Annotated in this window: 22 protein-coding genes; 9 read left to right on the top strand and 13 right to left on the bottom strand. The window is 68.5% G+C overall.

Annotated features, from left to right (window positions below; translation table 11 throughout):
• The first annotated feature begins 202 nt into the window (after positions 1–202).
• Together DX03_RS16165 and msrA are read left to right on the top strand one after the other, a co-directional pair.
• The gene (locus tag DX03_RS16165) at positions 203–469 is read left to right on the top strand and encodes a putative signal transducing protein (RefSeq protein WP_038690397.1); all 267 of its coding nucleotides are present in this window, start codon (positions 203–205) and stop codon (positions 467–469) included.
• A 30-nt stretch (positions 470–499) separates the two neighbouring features.
• A complete protein-coding gene (gene msrA, locus DX03_RS16160) occupies positions 500–1,150 on the top strand; it encodes a peptide-methionine (S)-S-oxide reductase MsrA (protein WP_038692475.1) in 651 nt (216 codons plus the stop codon).
• Between the two features lie 149 nt (positions 1,151–1,299).
• Here msrA and DX03_RS16155 read toward each other — a convergent pair whose 3' ends face one another.
• The 5 genes from DX03_RS16155 to ahpC all read right to left on the bottom strand — a co-directional run bounded on the left by DX03_RS16155 (position 1,300) and on the right by ahpC (position 6,199).
• The gene (locus DX03_RS16155; protein ID WP_038690395.1) at positions 1,300–2,262 is read right to left on the bottom strand and encodes a transaldolase; all 963 of its coding nucleotides are present in this window, start codon (positions 2,260–2,262) and stop codon (positions 1,300–1,302) included.
• 46 nt (positions 2,263–2,308) lie between these two features.
• Positions 2,309–2,716 carry a nucleoside diphosphate kinase regulator gene (rnk, locus tag DX03_RS16150; protein WP_038690393.1) on the bottom strand — a complete coding sequence of 136 codons (408 nt, stop codon included), beginning with the start codon at positions 2,714–2,716 and terminating at the stop codon, positions 2,309–2,311.
• 139 nt (positions 2,717–2,855) lie between these two features.
• Entirely contained in the window at positions 2,856–3,806 is a 951-nt protein-coding gene (gene oxyR / locus DX03_RS16145) for a DNA-binding transcriptional regulator OxyR (protein WP_038690391.1), read from the bottom strand.
• Positions 3,807–3,892: 86 nt separating this feature from the next.
• The gene (gene ahpF, locus DX03_RS16140) at positions 3,893–5,485 is read right to left on the bottom strand and encodes an alkyl hydroperoxide reductase subunit F (protein ID WP_038690389.1); all 1,593 of its coding nucleotides are present in this window, start codon (positions 5,483–5,485) and stop codon (positions 3,893–3,895) included.
• Between the two features lie 150 nt (positions 5,486–5,635).
• A complete protein-coding gene (gene ahpC / locus DX03_RS16135) occupies positions 5,636–6,199 on the bottom strand; it encodes an alkyl hydroperoxide reductase subunit C (RefSeq protein WP_038690387.1) in 564 nt (187 codons plus the stop codon).
• 419 nt (positions 6,200–6,618) lie between these two features.
• Between ahpC and prmC the strand changes: the two genes are divergently transcribed.
• Genes prmC through pip form a run of 3 tightly spaced genes read left to right on the top strand, consistent with a single transcriptional unit; the run spans position 6,619 to position 8,867 of the window.
• Entirely contained in the window at positions 6,619–7,473 is an 855-nt protein-coding gene (gene prmC / locus DX03_RS16130) for a peptide chain release factor N(5)-glutamine methyltransferase (RefSeq protein WP_038690386.1), read from the top strand.
• Between the two features lie 54 nt (positions 7,474–7,527).
• Positions 7,528–7,881, top strand: a complete 354-nt coding sequence (locus DX03_RS16125; protein WP_038690384.1) for a DUF5713 family protein — start codon at positions 7,528–7,530, stop codon at positions 7,879–7,881.
• A gap of 41 nt (positions 7,882–7,922) precedes the next feature.
• Positions 7,923–8,867: a prolyl aminopeptidase gene (gene pip, locus DX03_RS16120; RefSeq protein ID WP_038690383.1), complete on the top strand. Its 945-nt coding sequence runs from the start codon at positions 7,923–7,925 to the stop codon at positions 8,865–8,867.
• A 29-nt stretch (positions 8,868–8,896) separates the two neighbouring features.
• Here the strand turns inward: pip and DX03_RS16115 are convergent, their stop codons facing one another.
• Entirely contained in the window at positions 8,897–9,781 is an 885-nt protein-coding gene (locus tag DX03_RS16115) for a LysR family transcriptional regulator (RefSeq protein WP_038690381.1), read from the bottom strand.
• 107 nt (positions 9,782–9,888) lie between these two features.
• On the opposite strand from DX03_RS16115, the gene DX03_RS16110 reads away from it, so the two are divergent.
• Both DX03_RS16110 and DX03_RS16105 read left to right on the top strand, forming a co-directional pair.
• A complete protein-coding gene (locus tag DX03_RS16110; RefSeq protein WP_244880135.1) occupies positions 9,889–11,367 on the top strand; it encodes an MFS transporter in 1,479 nt (492 codons plus the stop codon).
• Positions 11,364–12,014 carry a hypothetical protein gene (locus DX03_RS16105; RefSeq protein ID WP_038690379.1) on the top strand — a complete coding sequence of 217 codons (651 nt, stop codon included), beginning with the start codon at positions 11,364–11,366 and terminating at the stop codon, positions 12,012–12,014. The genes DX03_RS16110 and DX03_RS16105 overlap by 4 nt, the downstream gene beginning before the upstream one ends.
• Before the next feature lie 37 nt (positions 12,015–12,051).
• Here the strand turns inward: DX03_RS16105 and DX03_RS16100 are convergent, their stop codons facing one another.
• The 4 genes from DX03_RS16100 to DX03_RS16085 are packed head-to-tail and all read right to left on the bottom strand — an operon-like array spanning position 12,052 to position 14,917.
• Entirely contained in the window at positions 12,052–12,846 is a 795-nt protein-coding gene (locus tag DX03_RS16100) for an N-formylglutamate amidohydrolase (RefSeq protein WP_051598886.1), read from the bottom strand.
• Positions 12,839–13,390, bottom strand: a complete 552-nt coding sequence (locus DX03_RS16095; protein WP_038690377.1) for an NUDIX hydrolase — start codon at positions 13,388–13,390, stop codon at positions 12,839–12,841. Before DX03_RS16095 ends, DX03_RS16100 begins: the two co-directional genes overlap by 8 nt.
• Entirely contained in the window at positions 13,387–14,340 is a 954-nt protein-coding gene (locus DX03_RS16090; RefSeq protein WP_038690375.1) for a 5'-3' exonuclease, read from the bottom strand. Before DX03_RS16090 ends, DX03_RS16095 begins: the two co-directional genes overlap by 4 nt.
• 1 nt (position 14,341) lies before the next feature.
• The gene (locus DX03_RS16085) at positions 14,342–14,917 is read right to left on the bottom strand and encodes a nitroreductase family protein (RefSeq protein ID WP_038690373.1); all 576 of its coding nucleotides are present in this window, start codon (positions 14,915–14,917) and stop codon (positions 14,342–14,344) included.
• Positions 14,918–15,248: 331 nt separating this feature from the next.
• On the opposite strand from DX03_RS16085, the gene DX03_RS16080 reads away from it, so the two are divergent.
• Together DX03_RS16080 and DX03_RS16075 are read left to right on the top strand one after the other, a co-directional pair.
• Positions 15,249–17,561 carry a DUF1631 domain-containing protein gene (locus DX03_RS16080; protein WP_038690371.1) on the top strand — a complete coding sequence of 771 codons (2,313 nt, stop codon included), beginning with the start codon at positions 15,249–15,251 and terminating at the stop codon, positions 17,559–17,561.
• A 112-nt stretch (positions 17,562–17,673) separates the two neighbouring features.
• Positions 17,674–18,759, top strand: coding sequence for an NAD(P) transhydrogenase subunit alpha (locus DX03_RS16075; protein ID WP_038690369.1), 1,086 nt, complete (start codon positions 17,674–17,676; stop codon positions 18,757–18,759).
• A gap of 177 nt (positions 18,760–18,936) precedes the next feature.
• Here DX03_RS16075 and DX03_RS16070 read toward each other — a convergent pair whose 3' ends face one another.
• The 3 genes from DX03_RS16070 to DX03_RS16060 are packed head-to-tail and all read right to left on the bottom strand — an operon-like array spanning position 18,937 to position 20,317.
• A complete protein-coding gene (locus DX03_RS16070) occupies positions 18,937–19,362 on the bottom strand; it encodes a DUF3106 domain-containing protein (RefSeq protein ID WP_038690367.1) in 426 nt (141 codons plus the stop codon).
• A 2-nt stretch (positions 19,363–19,364) separates the two neighbouring features.
• Positions 19,365–19,706 (bottom strand): hypothetical protein, encoded by a 342-nt coding sequence (locus DX03_RS16065; protein WP_081797257.1) that lies wholly within the window; start codon positions 19,704–19,706, stop codon positions 19,365–19,367.
• Positions 19,703–20,317: an RNA polymerase sigma factor gene (locus DX03_RS16060; RefSeq protein WP_051598885.1), complete on the bottom strand. Its 615-nt coding sequence runs from the start codon at positions 20,315–20,317 to the stop codon at positions 19,703–19,705. The genes DX03_RS16065 and DX03_RS16060 overlap by 4 nt, the downstream gene beginning before the upstream one ends.
• Positions 20,318–20,331 lie beyond the last annotated feature (14 nt).

Below are 20,331 nucleotides of genomic sequence, written 5' to 3'. Positions count from 1 at the left end.
GGCCAGCGGCCGGCACTACCCAGTGCAGAGCCGGCCAGCGGCCGGCACTACCCAGTGCAGAGCCGGCCAGCGGCCGGCACTACCCATGCGCAGTTGGCGATGCCGAGCGTTTCCCCACACCGTTCCGGCAGGGGAAGCGCGTGGGTCGGCATGCCTTCAGCCCCCGGGGGTATGCTGGGGCCATACCCGCCGGAGCCCGCCCATGCACGTGATCTACCAGGCCGACAACCTGTTTGACGCCCATCTGGTCAAGCATGCGCTGGAGGATGCGGGGATCCCCGCGTTCGTGTTCGGCGAGTCATTGCTGGGCGGGATGGGCGAGCTGCCGCTGTTCGGGGTGCTGCGGGTGTGCGTGCCGGACCTGGCCCGCCCCGAGGCCGAGGGCATCGTGGCCGGGCTCGACTTGGGTGGCGCCCCGGACGACCCCATATTCGACGGTGACGAAAGCGCCGGCCTGTTGCCGGCCTAGGAGACCGCCATGTTGGGAATTGCCAAGGGCCTGTTGGGCATCGGTGCGTTCAAGCAGCGCCTGCCGCGCCCGGACGAGGCGCTGCCCGGCCGGGACCAGCCGCTGCCGCTGCACAACCAGCATTACGTCAACAGCCACCCGCTCAAGGACGGTTTCGCCGGCCTGCAGCGTATCCGCGTGGCGATGGGCTGTTTCTGGGGCGCCGAGCGCAAGTTCTGGACGCTGCCGGGCGTGTACGCCACCTCGGTGGGCTATGCCGGCGGTTCCACCCCGAACCCGACCTACGAAGAGGTCTGTTCCGGCATGACCGGGCACACCGAGATCGTGGAGGTGGTGTTCGACCCGGCCATCATCTCGCTGGGCCAGGTGCTGCAGGTGTTCTGGGAGAACCATGACCCCACCCAGGGCATGCGCCAGGGCAACGACACCGGCACCCAGTACCGCTCGGCCATCCACGCCACCAGCCAGGCCCAGTTCGATGCGGCCCTCGCCAGCCGCGACGCGTACCAGCAGCGTCTGGAGGATGCCGGCTTGGGCGCGATCACCACCGAGATCGTGTTCCCGGCGCCGACGTACTTCTACGCCGAGGACTATCACCAGCAGTACCTGGCCAAGAACCCGAACGGGTACTGCGGCATCGGGGGTACGGGGGTGAGTTGCCCGATTGGTGTGGATGCGTGAGCGATGCGGTAGAGCCGACCGTTGGTCGGCTGCCGTTGCAGTGACGTGGGAGCAGCCGACCAACGGTCGGCTCTACCCCGGTTGTTGAGGGTTGAGAAACCAAAAGGCCCCGCAGTGCGGGGCCTTTTGTCGTCCACGAACCGGCGCGCTTACAGGCGCTCGCGGATCGTCTGGCGCAGCGCTTCCAGGTCCTTGGCGAACGCGTCGATACCGGTGGCCAGCTTCTCGGTAGCCATCGGATCGGCGGCCAGATCGGCTGCAAAGCGGGCCGCGTCGATCGCCGCCACCTGCACCGGCTCGGCTGCACCGGCCACCAGCTTGCGCGGCAGCGCACCGTGGTCGGCGTCCAGCTTCTCCAGCAGGTCCGGCGAAATGGTGAGCCGATCGCAACCGGCCAGCGCCTCGATCTGCGCGGTCGAACGGAACGATGCGCCCATCACCACCGTCGGCGAACCGCGGCGCTTGAACTCGGCGTACACCCCGCGCACGAACACCACGCCCGGGTCGGCATCGATGTCGGCCGGGGCCTGGCCGTTGGCCACGTACCAGTCCAGGATGCGACCGACGAACGGCGAAATCAGGAACGCGCCGGCTTCACTGCAGGCCAGCGCCTGGGTCGGGTTGAAGATCAGCGTCAGGTTGCAGTCGATACCCTCGGCCTGCAGCACCCGCGCCGCCTCCACGCCCGCCCATGTCGCTGCGATCTTGATCAGCACCTTGCTGCGCGGCACGCCGGCGGCGGCGTACATGGCAATGAACTGGCGCGCCTTGGCCACCGTCGCGGCGGTGTCGTGGGCCTGGTCGGCGTCCACCTCGGTGGACACCCGGCCCGGCACCAGCGAACTCAACAGCGTGCCCACGCCCACCGTCAGGCGGTCGGCCACGGCGTGCACGATGGTCTCGCGCTCGCCGGCCTGCTCGCGGCCCCAGGCCAGTTCGCGCTCGATCAGGTCCGCATACACCGGCAGGTCCAGCGCTTTCTTCACCAGGGTCGGGTTGGTCGTGCAGTCGACCGGCTTCAGGCGCTTGATCGCCTCATAGTCGCCGGTATCGGCTACCACGACGGACAGATCACGCAGCTGGCTGAGCTTGGACGGAGAAACGGTGTTCATTGCGACTCCTGGTACGAAAACGGGAACCTGCGCGGCGGCAGGAAGGTCAGGCGTGGGGCTGGTTGTGGACGGCAGTCACGCGCAGGCGCAGTTTGCGGCCACCCGGGGCGTCCCAATCCATGGTCTGGCCGACCGACAGGCCCAGCAGGGCGGTGCCCACCGGCGCAAGGATGGACACCTTGCCCTGTTCAACATCGGCTTCGCGCGGATAGACCAGCGTCAGCACGTGCTTTTCGTTCTGCAGCTCATCTTCGCATTCCACGCGCGAATGCATCATGACGGTGCCGTCGGGAATCTGGTCCGGCGCCACCACCGTGGCACGGTTGAGCTCCTTGGCCAGTGCCACGGCGGCCGGGGTCTGGCTGACGGCGGGGGATTCAAGCATGGCGTCCAGACGATCCATGTCGTGGCTGGAAACGATGATCGACGGGGGAAGTCCGCTGGAAGTGGACATGTAAAGCTCCTTGCGAGTAATGATGGCCCATGCAAAAGGCGGCGCCTGCTGGCGCCGCCTGGGTTCTATTGTGCTGCCTATCGAAGACGGATGCGACCCGTGCGGCGCAGGGACCGATGCAGCCGGTTCAGCCGGCCTGTCAGGCGTTGCCGCGCGCTGTCAGGGGCACGCCGGAATCGGCGTTGTCCAGGGTGAACAGCTCCTGCGGCAGGCGTTTGAACTGCTGCGCCAGCTGCTGCAGGAAACCGGTCATCGCCGAACTGCGCCGCCATGCCATCGCGATGCGGCGGCTGGGCCGGTCATCGCCTTGGAAATCGAGCAGGCGGATGTTTTCCGAACGCGGCACCGGCGGCTTCACCGACAAGGTCGGCAACAGCGTGATGCCCACGTCGGCCGCAACCATCTGGCGCAGCGTCTCCAGGCTGGTGGCGCGGAACTCGGACTTCTCATTGGCGCCGAACAGCCGGCACACCGCCAGCGCCTGGTCGCGCAGGCAGTGCCCGTCTTCCAGCAGCAGCAGCTTCTGGGTGGACAGCTCCTGCACGTCCAGGTGGTGCCGGCGCGCCAGCGGGTGCTGCCCGGAGACGGCCAACAGGAACGGTTCTTCGAACAGGAATTCGGCGTGCAGCTGGTCGTCGTCCAGCGGCAGCGCCAGCAACGCGGCATCCAGCTTGCCTTCGCGCAGCCGCGCCAGCAGTTCGTCGCTCTTTTCTTCCACCAGCAGCAGCTCCAGCTGCGGGAAGCGTTCGCGGATGTTGGGAATCACGTGCGGCAGCAGGTACGGGCCCAGCGTGGGGAAAATGCCCAGCCGCACCGTCCCGGCTTCGGGATCGCGGCTGCGCCGTGCGGCTTCTTTCAGCTGCTCGACCTCGGCCACGATGGTGCGCGCACGCGCCGCCGCTTCGACCCCGGCGGGGGTCAGCATCACTTTGCGTGGAGCACGCTCGACCAGGGGCAGGCCCAGTTCGTCCTCCAGCTTGCGGATCTGGGTGGACAGGGTGGGCTGGCTGACGAAGCACGCCGCCGCGGCGCGGCCGAAGTGCCGGTGGTCGGCCAGCGCCACCAGGTATTTCAGATCACGTAGGTTCATTTCCTTGGACCTCTAAGCGGTAATGGACCGGGTGACGGCGTGGCTTACCCAGCAGGTGGGTCCCGGCGAACCGGGACCCTGACGTTTCAGGCAGCTTCGGCGACAGCGCCGCTGCTCTTGGGAACGGATGTGCGGATCAGGTGATCAAAAGCACTCAGTGCGGCGGTCGAACCGGCGCCCATCGCGATGATGATCTGCTTGTACGGAACGGTAGTGCAATCGCCTGCCGCGAACACGCCGGGCACGCTGGTCTGGCCACGGTCGTCGATCACGATCTCGCCACGCGGCGACAACGCCACCGACCCCTTCAACCACTCGGTGTTGGGCAGCAACCCGATCTGCACGAAGATGCCTTCGAGTTCGATCCGGTGCGCATCGCCACCGACGCGGTCCTTGTAGACCAGCCCGGTCACCTTCTGGCCATCGCCCAGCACTTCCTGGGTGAGGGCGCTGGTGATGATGGTGACGTTGCCCAGGCTGCGCAGTTTCTTCTGCAACACTTCATCGGCCCGGAGTTTGTCATCAAATTCCAGAAGGGTCACATGCGACACCAGGCCGGCCAGATCGATCGCCGCTTCCACGCCCGAGTTGCCGCCGCCCACCACCGCCACGCGCTTGCCCTTGAACAGCGGGCCATCGCAATGCGGGCAGTACGCCACGCCCTTGTTGCGGTACTGGTCTTCGCCGGGCACGTTCATCTGGCGCCAGCGCGCACCGGTGGACAGGATCACCGTGCGCGACTTCAACACCGCCCCGTTCTCCAGCGTGATCCCCACCAGGCCGTCATCGCCGGCCGGCGTCAGCACCGTGCCGCGCTGCAGGTTCATGATGTCCACCTCGTACTCGCGCACGTGCTGTTCCAGCGCGGTGGCCAGCTTCGGGCCCTCGGTTTCCTTGACCGAAATGAAGTTCTCGATCGCCATGGTGTCCAGCACCTGGCCGCCGAAACGCTCGGCCGCCACGCCGGTGCGGATGCCCTTGCGCGCGGCATAGATCGCCGCGGCGGCACCGGCCGGACCGCCGCCGATCACCAGCACGTCGAAGGGTGCTTTGGCGGCGATCTTCTCGGCGTCGCGTTTGGCCGAACCGGTGTCCAGCTTGGCCACGATCTGCTCCAGGGTCATGCGGCCCTGGTCGAACATTTCGCCATTGAGGTACACGGTGGGCACCGACATGATCTGGCGCGCCTCGACCTCGGCCGGGAACAGGCCGCCGTCGATCGCCACGTGCTGGATGCGCGGGTTGAGCACCGCGGCCAGGTTCAGCGCCTGCACCACGTCCGGGCAGTTCTGGCAGGACAGCGAGAAGTAGGTTTCGAACTTGAGCTCGCCTTCCAGCCCCTGCACCTGCTCGATCAACTCGGCGGTGGCCTTGGACGGATGACCACCCACCTGCAGCAGGGCCAGCACCAACGAGGTGAACTCGTGGCCCATCGGCAGCCCGGCGAACGCCAGGTGGATGTCCTGGCCCGGGGTGGTCAGCGCGAACGACGGGGTGCGCTCGCTGCTGTCGCGGCGCACGTCCAGGGTGATCTTGTCCGACAGCGCGACCAGCGTGTTCAGCAGCTCCAGCATCTCCTGCGACTTGGCGCCGTCATCCGCATGCGCCGTGATCTGGATCGGGCGGGTGACACGTTCCAGGTAGGTCTTCAGCTGGGACTGGAGGTTGGCATCCAACATCGAAAAACTCCTTGATTCAGGCAAGCAGACGGCGTCGACGAACCCCGGGGGTGCATCTGCGCGACATGGGGGTGAACCCAAACCGGCGCGTGCGCACCGGCTTGGGTTCACCCCCATTCCCGTCGAGCGGGAATGGGGATGGGAAACGACTTAGATCTTGCCGACCAGGTCCAGCGACGGGGTCAGGGTCTTTTCGCCTTCCTTCCACTTGGCCGGGCACACCTGGTTCGGGTTGGCGGCGGTGAACTGGGCAGCCTTCAGCTTGCGCAGGGTCTCGGAAACGTCACGGGCGATCTCGTTGGAGTGGATCTCCAGGGTCTTGATCACGCCTTCCGGGTTGATGATGAAGGTGCCGCGCAGGGCCAGGCCTTCTTCTTCAATGTGCACGCCGAAGGCGCGGGTCAGCTGGTGGGTCGGGTCGCCGACCAGCGGGAACTGGGCCTTGCCGACGGCCGGCGAGGTTTCGTGCCACACCTTGTGCGAGAAGTGGGTGTCGGTGGTGACGATGTACACCTCGGCACCGGCCTTCTGGAACTCGGCGTAATGGTCGGCGGCGTCTTCAATCTCGGTCGGGCAGTTGAAGGTGAACGCGGCCGGCATGAAGATCAGCACGGACCACTGGCCCTTCAGGGTGCTGTCGGAAACCTTGATGAACTCGCCGTTCTGGTAGGCGTTGGCTTCGAACGGCTTGATCTGCGTATTGATGAGCGACATTGATGTTCCTCTTGGTGAAGGGGGTGGGTGAAGCGACCAACACAGGTTAGCGGCTCCGTTCCCATAAGGACAATCCATTGATTGCATCTATACGATAGTCACAGACTATCAATATGGGCTGATCGTGCGATGAATGTCACACCCTGTTTCGCCCGAAAGCGTTGCAGCGCAATGACATTCGGGCTGAATGGGGGTAATCGGCGCAATAGCCGTTCCTTATTCCTGCGCGCGGTTGGCTGAACGGAATCGACTGGCAGACCCGCGCTCGCCGCGTATCGGCGATAGATCCGCTCAACCACATATTGGTTCATGCATTGCCGTAATCAATGCCGGGGCGCGGCCACGGCCGGTCTTCGGCCGTCCTGGGGTCCTGGCCCGGTGCACTACACTGCGCCCCCGCCCATTGCCCGACCTGCCCGATGACCGCCGCTCCCCGTGACCTGCGCCAGCTGCTTGCCGATGCCGCCACGGCCCTGCCCGGGGTGGAGGGCCGGCATGAAGCCGAGCTGTTGCTGTTGCATGTCCTGGGCAAGCCGCGCAGCTGGCTGTTCGCGCACGCCACCGACCCGGTCGAGGCGGGCGATGTGGCGGCGTTTCACGCGTTGCTGGCCCGGCGCGTGGCCGGCGAACCGGTGGCCTACCTGCTGGGCCATCGGGGGTTCTGGACGCTGGACCTGGCGGTGAGCCCGGCCACCCTGATCCCGCGGCCAGAAACCGAGCTGCTGGTGGAACTGGCGCTGGCGCGCCTGCCGGCCGGCACCGCGCTGGCCGTGGCCGACCTGGGCACCGGCAGCGGGGCGATCGCGCTGGCGCTGACCAGCGAGCGCCCGCAGGCCGACGTGACCGCCACCGATCTCAGCGCCGCCGCCTTGGACGTGGCGCGTGGCAATGCGGCGCGCAACGGGCTGGCGCGCGTTCGGTTCGTGCAGGGCGCCTGGTTCGCGCCGCTGCAGGGCATGCGCTTCGATCTGATTGCGAGCAACCCGCCGTACATAGCCAGCAACGACCCGCACCTGCAACAGGGCGACCTGCGCCACGAGCCGGCCACGGCGCTGGCCTCCGGCATCGACGGCCTGGACGACATCCGCCTGATCGTCGCCGGCGCCGGCGCGCACCTGCTGCCCGGTGGCTGGCTGCTGATCGAACACGGCTGGGACCAGGGCGCGGCGATCCGCGCGCTGTTTGAACACGCCGGTTTCGACCAGGTGCACACCGAGCGCGACCTGGAACAACGCGACCGGGTGACGCGCGGCTGTCTGCCGGGCGTGCGCTGACGCTGCCTGAAACATCGCGCGGGTAGAATGGCGGTCCACTTGAAAGGAAGCGCCATGACCACTGCCAGCCCCTCTGTTTCCCACGCGCAGCTGCAGTCCCACGCGTTCCTCGCCGACATGGTCGAGGATGCGTACTTCCCGCCGGCACTGGTGGCCCAGGGCCAGCAGATCCTGCTGCGCCTGTGCGAACGCATCGAACGCGAACGCCCGGCCGACGGTGCCGCGCTGATGGCGCTCACCCATGCCGCCACGCTGGAGTTCAATGTGCTCGGCGAAGCGTTCGAAGCGCAGGACAGCGAGCTGGAAACCGCTGCCCGCGAGAACATCGGCGCCGATTTCGAGCTGATCGCGCGCAGCTACGGATTCGATGTGGATGTTGATGATCTGACCAGCCCGCGCGAGTGGTGAACCCGCTCGTCCGCGCCTGTGCCCAACAACGGAGTTCTGTCATGCGTACGCTGTATCCCGCCATCACCCCTTACGACGTCGGCACGCTGAAGGTCGACGATCGCCACACGCTGTATTTCGAACAGTGCGGCAACCCCGACGGCAAGCCGGTGGTGATGCTGCACGGTGGCCCCGGTGGCGGCTGCAGTGAAAAAATGCGCCAGTTCCACGACCCGGCCAAGTACCGGATCATCCTGTTCGACCAGCGCGGTGCCGGGCGTTCCACCCCGCATGCCGACCTGGTGGACAACACCACCTGGGACCTGGTGGCCGACATCGAGAAACTGCGCGAGCACCTGAAGGTGGAGCGCTGGCAGGTGTTCGGCGGCAGCTGGGGGTCGACCCTGGCGCTGGCGTACGCGGAAACCCATCCGCAGCGCGTGACCGAACTGGTGCTGCGCGGCATCTTCATGCTGCGTCGCTGGGAGCTGGAATGGTTCTACCAGGAAGGCGCCAACCGCCTGTTCCCGGATGCATGGGAGCACTACCTCAAGCCGATCCCGGACGTGGAGCGCCACGACCTGATCTCGGCCTTCCACCGCCGCCTCACCAGCGATGACGAGGCTACCCGCCTGGCCGCCGCCAAGGCGTGGAGCGTTTGGGAAGGGGCCACCAGCTTCCTGCATGTGGACGCGGACTTCGTGGACAGCCACCAGGACGCGCAGTTCGCGCTGGCGTTTGCGCGCATCGAGAACCACTACTTCGTCAACGGTGGTTTCTTCGACGTGGAAGAGCAGCTGCTGCGCGACGTGCACCGCATCGCCGACATCCCCGGCGTGATCGTGCATGGCCGCTACGACGTGGTGTGCCCGTTGCAGAACGCGTGGGAACTGCACAAGGCCTGGCCGAAATCGACGCTGGAAATCAGCCCGGCGTCGGGCCATTCGGCGTTCGAAGCGGAAAACGTGGACGCCCTGGTGCGCGCCACGGATCGTTTCGCCGGTTGAATCGACGCGTGCCGACCAACGGTCGGCACCTACCAATGGCCGGCCAACAATGCGTCGGCCAATACCTTCATCTTCGGTGAGGCCTGCCGCGATGGCGGGTACACCAGCGACAACGCACGGCTGCGGCCTTCGAACGGCTGCAGCACGCGTTGCAGCCGCCCTGCGGCGAGCGCGTCGGCCACCGCGAAATCCATCACCTGCACGATGCCCACCCCGGCCAGCGCGCCTTCCACCAGCGGGTCGCCGCTGTCGAACACCATCCGCGCCGGTGGGGTGAATTCACGCAGGCGGTCGTCTTCGCGGAACTGCCAGTCCACCAGTCGCCCGCTGCGCAGGTTGCGCACCGCCAGGCAGGTGTGGTCGTGCAGGGCATCCACGCTGGCCGGTGCACCGTGCTGGGCCAGGTAGTCCGGCGAGGCCACGGTGACCCAATGCAACGGCCGCAGCGGCCGCGCCACCATCCGCACGTCGCTGATCGGCCCGGTGCGCAGGGCGGCATCGAAGCCTTCCTCGACCAGATCCACCAGCCGGTCGTTGAGCACCAGCTCGAACTGCAGCTGCGGGTGCGCTGCCATCAACTGCCCGGCCAGGGGCACCAGCACCTTGCGCCCGAACATCGACGGCGCGGTCAGCTTCAGCACGCCCGACGGCGTGCAGGGCCGGTCCCCGAGCCGGCGCTCGGCGTCGTCCAGCCCGGACAGCAGCGGGGCGCAGTGGTCCACGAACTGGCGACCGTCCGGGGTCAGGCTGACGTTGCGGGTGTTGCGGTGGAGCAGGCGCACGCCCAGGGTGCCTTCCAGCCGGCTGATCGCCCGCGACAACCCCGACTGGCTGATGCCGAGCTGGCCGGCGGCCACGGTGAAACTGCGGGCGTCGGCAACCTGCACCAGCATGCGCACGGCATTGAGATCCATGGCGGGCTCCGATTGATGCAAAAATGCATGACAGAAATCGAAGTATCCGGGTTTCTTTGTGTGGCGTCATCAATGAGACTGCCCGCCTTCCCCACGCACCGACCGGCATGACCCACTCCCCGCATTCCTTCCCGCCCCGGCTGGCGTTGACCCTGTTGGCCATGGCCCAGCTGATCATCGCGCTGGACGCCACCATCATCTTCGTCGCCTTGCATGAGATGGGCGTGCAGCTGCAGATCAACGCGCAGCAGCTGCAGTGGATCGTCAGCGGCTACACGGTGGCGTTCGGCGGCTGCCTGCTGCTGGGTGGGCGCGCGGCCGACCTGCTCGGTCGGCGCCGCATCTACCGGCTGGGCATGGGGCTGTTCGCGCTGGCCTCGCTGGTCGGTGGTTTCAGCACCAGCGCCTGGCTGCTGATCGGCGCGCGCGCGGTGCAGGGCATCGGTGCGGCGTTGCTGTTCCCGGCCACGCTGGCGCTGATCAACACGCTGTACGCCGAAGGCGCGCCGCGCAACCGCGCGCTGGCGATCTGGTCGATGGCCAGTGCGGGCGGGCTGGCGCTGGGCACGCTGCTGGGCGGCGTGCTCACCCAGAGCTTCGGCTGGTCCTCGGTGCTGCTGGTGATCGTGCCCTTCGCCAGTGCCTGCGCACTGCTGGGCGGCTGGTGGCTGCCGCGCGACCCCGCACCGCAGGTGGGGCGCTCGTTCGACCTGGCCGGCTGCTTCACCGTCACCCTGGGCGGCAGCCTGCTGGTCACCACCCTGGTGCAGGGCCCGGAGTGGGGCTGGCTGGCACCGCGCACGCTGGGGTGCCTGGTGGTGTCGGCGCTGCTGCTGGTCGCCTTCGTGCAGATCGAACAGCGCAGCCGCGACCCGCTGATGCAGTTCGCGCTGCTGCGCCTGCGCAGCCTGCGTGCGGCGATGCTGCTGACCTTGTTGTTCATGAGCAGCTTCGGCGTGCAGTACTACTTCCTGGCGCTGTATTTCCAGGACGGCTACGGCTGGAGCGCGCTGCAGGCCGGCCTGGCCTTCCTGCCGCCCACGCTGGTGTGCACCTTCGGCATCAAGATCACCGAACGCATGCTCATCCGGCGCTCGCCGCGGCAGGTGCTGGCGCTGGGCATGGCCGCCGGTGCGGTCGGCATCACCGCGGTGGCGATTGCGCTGCCGTTCGGGGCCACATACTGGGCACTGCTGCCGGGCATCGTGGTGCTGAGCATCGGCCAAGGCATGACCTGGACGGCGATGTGGATCGTGGCCGGGCAGGGTGTGCCGGCCGCGCAACAGGGCGTGGCCTCGGGCATGGCCGCCACCGCACAGCAGATCGGCGGCGCGCTGGGCCTGGCGGTGCTGGTGATGCTGGCCAACGCCGGCCGCGGCGCCGGTGCGGCCGGCACCAGCCCGGAAGCGCTGCAGGGCCTGGTCAACGCGCAGTACGGCGCGGCGGTGTTCGCGCTGCTCGGGGTGGGCGTGGCGCTGTGGTTGCGGCCGCAGCCACAGCCACAGCCACAGCCACAGCCGCAGCCGCAGCCGGATGACGCGGCGCTGCCGCTGTCGCGCGTCATCGATGGCAACATGGCGCCATGACTGACCTGTTGGATCTGCGCGGTTTGCTTGACCTGATCGTGGCCTGCAACGACGACGATGCCGTGTGGAAGACCTATGGCTGGGTCTGGGCCCAGGAGGGGGATGCCGCATCGGTCGGGTTCCATCCGCAGACCAGGCGCGGTGACGACGCCACCAACGACGGCGATGGCGAACCCGAGCCCCCGATCACCACTTCACCACGGCTGTGGCTCTATCTGGAGGCGATCACCGTTGCGAGCATTCTGGACGTGCAGAAGCTGTCCCGTCCCCTGTCCGGGCTGGACGACTATGCGCAGGCGCTGGATTACTACAGCCAGCACGACACGTTCCTCGACCACGGTGAGCCAGCACCGCGTGACCGCGAGGAAGCGGATCGGCAGGGGCTGTCGCCCGGGTTGTATGCCGCCTTCGACCTGACGTTGGAGACGGTTGAGCCGGCGCAGCGCAAAGCGGCGGCCAGCCTGGTGGCCGAGGTAAAGGCGCTATCGGTGGGCGAGGCGCTGGCGCAGGTGCGTGCACTGCCGCTGGCAGTGGCCCGCAACGTCGACCGCGCGGCAAGCGCCGAACTGCAGGCCCGCTTCGCGGCGATCGGACTGGCGCTGCAGGTCACCCGCTACCGTTCGTTCCCATGGCAACCCATCGGGTAGAGCCGACCGTTGGTCGGCTGCGGTACCACCACCGCGTTCAACCCAACCCCGGCGCCAACGTCTGCAACACCCGCGCCAACCGCCGTGCCCAGGCCTGCTGCCCGGCGGCGTCGGCAATCAGGTCCTGGCGGATCTCCAGTTCCACGTGCGCCAGCCCGCGCGCTTCGGCGTGCACCGGAATCGCGTAATCCGTGGCATCGCTGACCGCATAGGGCTGGTTGTCGCCCACCACCAGGTCACCTTCGGCCCGCAAGGCGTGCATCAACGCATGCGCAAAGCGCGCATCGCGCTGGTACAGCACGCCTGCATGCCACGGCCGCGCCACGCCCTGCATCGCTGGCGTGAAGCTGTGCATGGCAATCAGCACCGTGGGCAGGCCGGCCGCGGCGCGGGCATCCAGTTCGGTGGCAATGCGGCCGTGGTATGGCGCGAAGATGGCCTGCACGCGCGCGTCCTGTGCCGCTTCATCCAGCCCTTGGTTGCCCGGCACCACGGTGCCGTCGCTGAGCGGCGCGAACCGCCCCGGCGCACCCGCCGGGCGATTGCAGTCGATCACCAGCCGCGAATAGGTCTGGGTGATCGCCCAGGCGTCCAGCAGGCGCGCCAGTTCCACCGTGACCCCGGCAATGCCGATGTCCCAGCCGATGTGGCGGTCCAGTTCGGACGCGGGCAGACCCAGGCTGCCCAGTGCGGCCGGCACCTGCTGGCCCGCATGGTCGGCGATCAGCAGGTACGGCGAGCGTCCCTGCGCCTGATGCAGGGTGAACGGTGCCGGGTCGGACGGTCCCAGCAGCGCGCCCGACGCGATCGGCGGAGCGAACGAATCAGCCACGCGGGGTGCCGTCCAGATGGTGCTCGATCATCCACAGCCCGGCCCACAGCTTGGCGTCCAGCTCGTAGCCCTGGCCGATCTTCTCCACCAGCCACGCCGCCGCACGTGCGCGCGGCACTTCGTGCACGGTGATGTTCTCGCTGGCATCGCCGCCGCCATCGCCCACCTTGCGCAGGCCGGTGGCGCGCACGAAGGCGATCTTCTCGCTGCTGGCACCCGACGAGGTGGGGCCGATCATCAACACCTCGGCGTGGTCGGCGGTCCAGCCGGTTTCTTCTTCCAGCTCGCGCACCGCCGACATTTCGATCGACTCACCGGCATCGATATCGCCCACCAGCCCGGCCGGCATCTCGATGGTGTTGGCCTGCAGCGGCACCCGGAACTGCTCGACGAACAGCACGTTGTCCTCCGGGGTGACCGCGATGATGATCGCGGCCAGGCCACCGGCATGGGTGCGCTCGCTGTATTCCCACGTGCCGCGCACCACCATGCGCTGGTACTTGCCTTCGTAGACGACCTTCGGGGGTTGCGTGTTGGGGCTCATGCGAACTCGCTGGCAATGGAGGGGGAATCGGGCAGGCCGGCGGCGCTGAACAGCCGGCGCCGGGTCAACGGGCCAAACCGCAGCGCATCGCACAGGCCCTGCAGCATCTGCGGGTCGGCGCTGCCGCGGCGGAAATCGGCATCGGCGCAGTCCAGCGGCGCGTCCAGCGCGATGGTGGTCAGCTGCCGCCACAGCAGCGCGTGCTCGCGTTGTTCGCGCAGCCGCACCGCCATCTGCGCCGCGCCGCGCAGGCGCAGGAACGGCACTTCGTCCAGGCGTTCGTACAGCACGTCCATGCTGCCGAAGTGGGCCAGCAGCACCGCGGCCGACTTGGCGCCCACCCCGGTGACACCGGGAATGTTGTCCACCGCATCGCCGCACAGCGCCAGGTAATCGGCGATCTGGTGCGCATGCACGCCGTGGCGGGCCTTGACCCCGGCCATGCCCCAGCGCTGGTTGCGTGCGTAGTCCCACTGTTCGTCGTGTTCGTACAGCAGCTGCGACAGGTCCTTGTCAGCCGAGATGATCACCCCGCGCATGCCGGCGTCGCGGCGTGCGTGCAGGGCGCTGCCGATCAGGTCGTCGGCCTCGTACTCGTGGTGGGCCAGCACCGCCAGCCCCAGCGCCATGCACAGGGCCTTGCAGTGGGCGAACTGACGGCGCAGCGCGTCCGGGGCGGGATCGCGGTTGGCCTTGTAGGCGGCGTACAGCCGGTGCCGGAAGCAGCTGTCCAGGGCCTCGTCGAAGGCAATGGCGATATGCCGCGGGCGCTCGCGCTCGATCAGGTCCAGCAGGAAGCGGGCAAACCCGTGCACCGCGTTGGTCGGCCAGCCCTGTTGGTCCTGGAATTCATCGGGCATCGAATGCCACGCGCGGAACACGTACAGGCTGGCATCGACCAGGTACAGCGGTGGGCGCGGCGCGGGGGGCGCGACAGACAACTCGGCCATCTCAGCCCACCCAGTCCTGCAGCAGCGCGGCGGGGTCGGGGCGGTCGCGCTCGGGGGCCGCGGTCTTCGGGGTGCCGATATGGATGAACCCGGCGATGCGCTCGCCCTCGGCCAGGCCCAGGTGGGCATGGACGGCCGGGTCGAAGGCCATCCAGGCGGTCAGCCACTGCGCGCCGAAGCCCAGCGCCTGCGCGGCCTGCAGCAGGGCAAAGCAGACGCAGCCGGCGGTCATCAGCTGTTCCTGCTCGGGCACTTTGGGGTTGGGGCGCGGGCTGGCCACCACGGTGATGATCACCGGCGCATGCGAGAACCGCTGGCGGTCCTTGTCCAGCTGGGCCTGCGCCACCTGCGGGTCACGCTGCTGGCTGCGCTCGGCCAGGAACGCGCCCAGACTGTGACGTGCATCGCCGGCGATGCGCAGGAAGCGGTACGGCACCAGCTTGCCGTGGTCAGGCACGCGCACCGCCGATGCCAGCATCCGCAGCAGGGTGTCCGGGTCCGGGCCGGGCTCGCCAAGCTGCTTGGCGGGCACCGAGCGGCGGGCGTCCAGGGCTTGCAGCGCAGGGGATTCGGACATGTTCACTCGATCAGTTTTCACGGTGCGCCCAGTATAGTCGCGGCAGTTTGTGACGCGCCCAGCGGCGATCTCCGATCGATTTGCGACAAAGCGTGATGAACATCACCTAATCAATGGCATTGCTTCACGTGGCTGTACTCGCTTCCCGCCGACGCTGGCCGTACGATACAAGGCCTGCCGGTACCCCGGTCGTGAGGTTCAAAGTGCGGACTGTTTCACTGTCCCTGACCGGTGGGGCGACCTACCATCCGGACGCGGGTGCCTGGGGGGCACCGGTATCTGTTGTTTCCATGCTGCATTCTGTGCCTGCGAAGGTGGGGAGCCTTTTCGCATGATCGCCACGCCCAATGCATTGGGGCAGCCGGGTCATCACCCGGCACTGTTGAAGCTTGCCCGCGAGGGAGCGCTGCCCGCGCTGACCGAGTCGTTCGCGACCGTGCTGGCCCGCTTTGACGACGTTCTGTTCGACCGTGCCGGCACCGCCGGCGCGTCGCAACTGCTGTTCCTGGATGGCATGCGTGAACTGCGCCGCCGTCGCGAGGACATCGTGGCCGGCTTCCGTACCCACCTGACGCAGGCCTGGGAGGCGCTGGAGCGCGGTCAGCCGCTGTCGGCCGAGGCCACCCTGGCCGGGCAGATCGAAGACGGTCTCAGCCTGGTGCCCGAGCATGTGCTGGAGTCGCGGCTGGCGGTGCGCAACTTCGCCACCGTGCTGCTGCGCGACTGGAAGCCGGTGCTGGCGCGGCTGGACCGCCGCCTGGGCTGGATCGCCGGCGGCCTGGAACTGAACGCCGACAGCAATCCGATCAGCCCCGAGCACATCGGCGTGGCCATCCATGAGGCCTTTGCCGATTGTGAACTGGCCCCGGAGGTGCGGCTGGTCCTGATCAAGTTGTGCGAGCGCGATCTGCACGCGCCCATCGGCAAGCGTTACGAAGCGCTGGACGAGCAGCTTGCTGCCGCCGGCGTGATGCCGCAGATGGCCGCGCCCCGGCGCCCGGCGCCCCGGCCGCCGAGCCCGCGGCACGAACTGGAGGCCCTGGTCGATGCGCTGGACCAGGACGGCCAGGTCGGCAATGACGATGCCGCCGCGCCAGCGTGGGCCCGGCGGTTTGCCGATCGCTGGGCCGAAAGCCGCGGACGGATGCAATCGGCCGGCGCCAGTCAGGCTGCCGCAGCCGAGGCGGGCGAGACCCTCAGTGGCAACCAGGGCATGCTGCTGGAAGCGCTGCACGAGCTGCTGCAGCAGACCCGGCACGTGCGCGAAGACGCAACCTCGGCGGCCAGCGTGGCCGTGGGTCAGCAGCGTCCGCTGAGCCAGCGCGAAATGATGTCGGTGCTGTCGCTGCTGCAGGCCACGCCGAGTGCCACCCTGCGCGCGGCCATCGGCGAAGACGGCGAATCGCTGGCCCAGCGTCTCAAGAGTGAAGTGCTGTCGGGCGCCACCCGGCTTGGCGTGGACCCGTCGCAGGCGCGGCTGGACCCGCAGGACGAAGATGCGATCGACCTGGTGGGCATGCTGTTTGACGTGATGCTCGATGAGCGCGACCTGGAAGGCCGCTCGCGCGAGCTGATCGGGCGGCTGGTGGTGCCCTTCGTCAAGGTCGCCATGCTCGACCGCCGCATGTTCGTGCAGAAGACCCATCCGGCGCGCAAGCTGCTCAACTCGCTGGCCGAGGCCTGCGAAGGCAACACCGGCGAGAGCCAGGCCGAGCGCGTGCTGATGGGCAAGGTCGAGGAAATCATCGAGCGCCTGGTGGCCGAGTTCAACGAGAACCTGGCGATCTTCCTGACCCTGGAAGAAGAATTCCGCGATTTCCTGGCCCAGCACCGGCGCCGTATCGAAATCGCCGAGCGCCGCGCGGCTGAAACCCAGCGCGGCCAGGAAAAGCTGGAGATGGCGCGTGGCCGCTCGGCCGCCGAGCTGGACCGGCGCATTGCCGATGTGACCCTGCCGCAGGCGATTGCCGAATTCCTGCGCCAGCCCTGGCAACACCACCTCACCCTGACCGTGCTGCGCGAAGGCGAAGACGGGGCGTCGGTGGGCGAGGCGCTGGCCTTGGCCGACGGCATCCTGGAAGAAGTGGCCGAGGCGCGCCGGCAGATCGTCGGCAAGCCATGGCTGCAGGCCTGGCACCCGGCATTGCGCAAGGTGTTTGCCAGCGTGGGCGTGCACGCCGATGCCGCCACGGGGGCGATCGACGCCCTGCATGACACGCTGCAGGCCATTGCCGAATCACGCCCGGAACTGGAGCGCGCGCTGCCCGAACTGCCCCAGGTGGCGCTGCCCACCCCGCCCGTGCAGGAAAGCGCGGCGGTGGAGCTGGGCGGCAAGGTCGACGTGACCGATTTCGACAACGCCGACGCCGACCGCTTCCGCGGCCTGGAGATTGGCAGCTGGCTGGATTTCGTCGACAAGGACGGCAAGGTGCAGGCCGGCAAGCTGTCCTGGGTGAGCCCGATTTCCCAGCGCCTGCTGTTCGTCAACCGCCGTGGCGTGCGCTTCTGCGTGGCCTCGCCGGAAGAACTGGCGGTGATGGTGCGGCTGGGCCGCCTGCGCGCGCACATCGACGATGGCGCCTTCGACAGCGCCATGCAGGGCGTGATCGACCGGCTGGACAACAAGAACGCCACCGTTCACTGAGGCAGCGCCGGGTTCTGCCCGGCCACGCCTGCCCCACCGCCGCATGGTTTCTACTCAAACCGAACCGGTAGGTTACGATCCCCCCACACTCTGCTGATCGTCGGGGACACGCATGGCTGTCGAGGTGTTGGTGGTATCCGAACGCGCGCCAGGGGAACGGCGCGTGGCGATGACGCCGGAAACGGCACGCAAGCTGGCCGCGCTGGGCGCGACCGTGTGGTTCGAACCCGGGGCCGGCCAAGCCGCCGGTTTTCCCGATCAGGCGTACGTCGACGTCGGCGCGCATCCGGCCGATGACACGCGGCTGGGCGCGGCCGACATCGTGCTGTGCGTGCAGCCACCGGACAATGCACGGTTGGGCCAGCTCAAACCCGGCGCCAGCCTGGTCGGCATGCTGCACCCGCAGGCCGACGCCGAACGCGCCGGCCTGATCCAGTCGCGCGGGCTGCAGGCCTTTCCGCTGGAGCGCCTGCCGCGTACCACCCGTGCGCAGTCGATGGATGTGCTGAGCTCGCAGGCCGGCATGGCCGGCTACAAGGCCACGTTGATTGCCGCGCAGCTGGCGCCGCGTTTCTTCCCGATGTTGACCACCGCCGCCGGCACCATCCGCCCGTCGCGGGTGCTGGTGGTGGGCGCCGGCGTGGCCGGCCTGCAGGCCATCGCCACCGCACGCCGGCTGGGCGCGCAGGTGGAAGGCTTCGATGTACGGCCGGAAACCCGCGAGCAGATCGAATCGCTGGGCGGCAAGTTCCTCGACCTGGGCGTCAGTGCCGTGGGCGAGGGCGGCTATGCGCGGCCGCTGACCGACGAAGAACGCGCCGAGCAGCAGCGCCGGCTGGGCGAGCACCTGCGCCTGGTGGACGTGGTGATCTGCACTGCGGCCGTGCCGGGCCGACCGGCGCCGAAGATCGTCAGTACCGCGATGGTGCAGGGCATGAAGCCGGGCAGCGTGATCGTGGACCTGGCCGCCGAAACCGGCGGCAACTGCGAGGCCACCCGCCCGGGTGAAACCATCGCGCTGGACGGGGTCACCGTGGACGGCCCGCTCGACCTGGCTAGCCGCGGCGCGGTGCACGCCAGCGAGATGTACGCGCGCAACCTGTACAACTTCGTGGCGCTGTTCCTCAAGGACGGGGCGATCGCCTTCGATTGGGACGACGAGCTGCTGGCGAAAACCCGCTGGGTGGCCGCCGCTTGATCCAGGCAGCCACCCATGGGGTGGCTCTACCCGGCGGGAAACCGTCTGCGCCCCGGGATGCCACGAGGGGTTGATGTTGTGCAGCCACCCATGGGGTGGCTCTACCTCGCGTCCGGTAGAGCCACCCCATGGGTGGCTGCACCACCCGGCAGCACCGCAACGCCGCCGCCCGGGACATCACCGCTTCGGTGGCGGCAGATCCTTCACCGGGTTGGCTTTCAACCATTCCTGGCGCTGCTCCGGGGTCATCTTCGACCAGCGCTCACGCAGCGCGTCGCGCTGGGCCGGGCTCAGCTCGCGCATCTGCGCGAACAGCGCGCGGGCCTGCTCGCGCTGCTCCGGGCTCATGTTCTCGAACCGATGGCGCCCGCGCCGGGCGAGCTCGCGCTGTTCCGGGGTCATGCCCTGCCAGCGCTGTCCGTGCTGCAGCATGCGCTCGCGCTGCGGCGGCGGGGCATCGTTCCAGCGGTCGCGCACGGGCGCGATCAGCGCCTCGCGCTGCTGCGGGGTCAGCCGATCCCACTCGGGCAGGGTAGGGGCCTGCGCCCCGCTGGCCGCGCTCGTCGACAGCAGCGCCAAGGCCAGGATCAGTCGCGGTGTCATGTTCACTCCATTGCCAGGTCGGTCGTGCCCAGCCACACGTACAGGTCGGGATTCTCGTCGAGCACATCGCTGCTGTCATCCACCGCCGATGCCACCGTGGGCGTGGGCGTGGCCGGGGTGCTGGGCGGGTTGGCGGTGAAACTGTAGCCCAACGCCAGCGCGGCCACCGCCGAGCAGGCGGTGGCCATCCACCAGCCATGCGCGCGGCTGCGGCGTGGCGCGGCCGCGTGGCGGGCACTGCGCAGTCGTGCCAGGGTGGCCGGCGACACCTGCTGCAGGGCCTGCGCGTGCAAGGCGTGCAGGGCGGCGTCATCGTGCAGGGGCGGGGTAACGGGGCGGCTCACAGGGCGATCTCCAGGTGCTGCTGCAGCGCCTGCCGGGCGCGCGAAAGATGGGTTTTGACCGCGCCCTCGCTACAGCCCATGGCGGCTGCAGTAGTGGCGCCGTCCAGTTGCTGCAGCACGCGCAGGGTGAAGGCCTCGCGCTGGCGGGCGGGGAGTTCGCGCAGTGCACGCACCAGCTGCGCGTACTGTTCGCGCTGCTCATGGGCCTGTGCCGGACCGGGGGCGTGGTCGGCCCAGTCGATGTCGTGCTCGCTGCCGGCCTCGTCGCTGCTGCGCCAGAAGCGCAGCCGAAAGCCGCGCCGGCGCTGCAGGTCGACCACCCGGCGGCGCAGGATGCTCCAGAACAACGGCGCCCAGTCGGCGGCCGGTTTGTCGCGGTAGGACAGCATCCGCAGCATGCTGTCCTGCACCGCGTCCAGCGCATCGTCGCGCTGGCGCAGACCGGCCTCGGCGAAGCGGAACGCGCGCGGCCCGATGCCGGCCAGGAACGCGTCCAGCGACACCGGCAGGGCGGGGTCGGCCTCGGTGGGCAGCGTTTGCAGGGTGGGGCTCACCAGCACAGGGTAGCGCTCGCGCAGGGGGGTACCTGTGACAACGCACCGGGGCGGCATCGGTTGACCGGCCT

The organism is Stenotrophomonas rhizophila (genome assembly GCF_000661955.1).
Lineage (GTDB): Bacteria > Pseudomonadota > Gammaproteobacteria > Xanthomonadales > Xanthomonadaceae > Stenotrophomonas > Stenotrophomonas rhizophila.
This window is presented reverse-complemented; position numbering and strand designations above follow the sequence as displayed.

Excerpts from the sequence above, each read along its gene's own strand:
- DX03_RS16165 (WP_038690397.1), top strand. The coding sequence starts at position 203 with ATGCACGTGATCTACCAGGCCGACAACCTGTTTGACGCCCATCTGGTC.
- DX03_RS16155 (WP_038690395.1), bottom strand. The coding sequence starts at position 2,262 with ATGAACACCGTTTCTCCGTCCAAGCTCAGCCAGCTGCGTGATCTGTCC.
- rnk (WP_038690393.1), bottom strand. The coding sequence starts at position 2,716 with ATGTCCACTTCCAGCGGACTTCCCCCGTCGATCATCGTTTCCAGCCAC.
- oxyR (WP_038690391.1), bottom strand. The coding sequence starts at position 3,806 with ATGAACCTACGTGATCTGAAATACCTGGTGGCGCTGGCCGACCACCGG.
- ahpF (WP_038690389.1), bottom strand. The coding sequence starts at position 5,485 with ATGTTGGATGCCAACCTCCAGTCCCAGCTGAAGACCTACCTGGAACGT.
- ahpC (WP_038690387.1), bottom strand. The coding sequence starts at position 6,199 with ATGTCGCTCATCAATACGCAGATCAAGCCGTTCGAAGCCAACGCCTAC.
- prmC (WP_038690386.1), top strand. The coding sequence starts at position 6,619 with ATGACCGCCGCTCCCCGTGACCTGCGCCAGCTGCTTGCCGATGCCGCC.
- DX03_RS16125 (WP_038690384.1), top strand. The coding sequence starts at position 7,528 with ATGACCACTGCCAGCCCCTCTGTTTCCCACGCGCAGCTGCAGTCCCAC.
- pip (WP_038690383.1), top strand. The coding sequence starts at position 7,923 with ATGCGTACGCTGTATCCCGCCATCACCCCTTACGACGTCGGCACGCTG.
- DX03_RS16115 (WP_038690381.1), bottom strand. The coding sequence starts at position 9,781 with ATGGATCTCAATGCCGTGCGCATGCTGGTGCAGGTTGCCGACGCCCGC.
- DX03_RS16110 (WP_244880135.1), top strand. The coding sequence starts at position 9,889 with ATGACCCACTCCCCGCATTCCTTCCCGCCCCGGCTGGCGTTGACCCTG.
- DX03_RS16105 (WP_038690379.1), top strand. The coding sequence starts at position 11,364 with ATGACTGACCTGTTGGATCTGCGCGGTTTGCTTGACCTGATCGTGGCC.
- DX03_RS16095 (WP_038690377.1), bottom strand. The coding sequence starts at position 13,390 with ATGAGCCCCAACACGCAACCCCCGAAGGTCGTCTACGAAGGCAAGTAC.
- DX03_RS16090 (WP_038690375.1), bottom strand. The coding sequence starts at position 14,340 with ATGGCCGAGTTGTCTGTCGCGCCCCCCGCGCCGCGCCCACCGCTGTAC.
- DX03_RS16085 (WP_038690373.1), bottom strand. The coding sequence starts at position 14,917 with ATGTCCGAATCCCCTGCGCTGCAAGCCCTGGACGCCCGCCGCTCGGTG.
- DX03_RS16080 (WP_038690371.1), top strand. The coding sequence starts at position 15,249 with ATGATCGCCACGCCCAATGCATTGGGGCAGCCGGGTCATCACCCGGCA.
- DX03_RS16075 (WP_038690369.1), top strand. The coding sequence starts at position 17,674 with ATGGCTGTCGAGGTGTTGGTGGTATCCGAACGCGCGCCAGGGGAACGG.
- DX03_RS16070 (WP_038690367.1), bottom strand. The coding sequence starts at position 19,362 with ATGACACCGCGACTGATCCTGGCCTTGGCGCTGCTGTCGACGAGCGCG.
- DX03_RS16060 (WP_051598885.1), bottom strand. The coding sequence starts at position 20,317 with ATGCCGCCCCGGTGCGTTGTCACAGGTACCCCCCTGCGCGAGCGCTAC.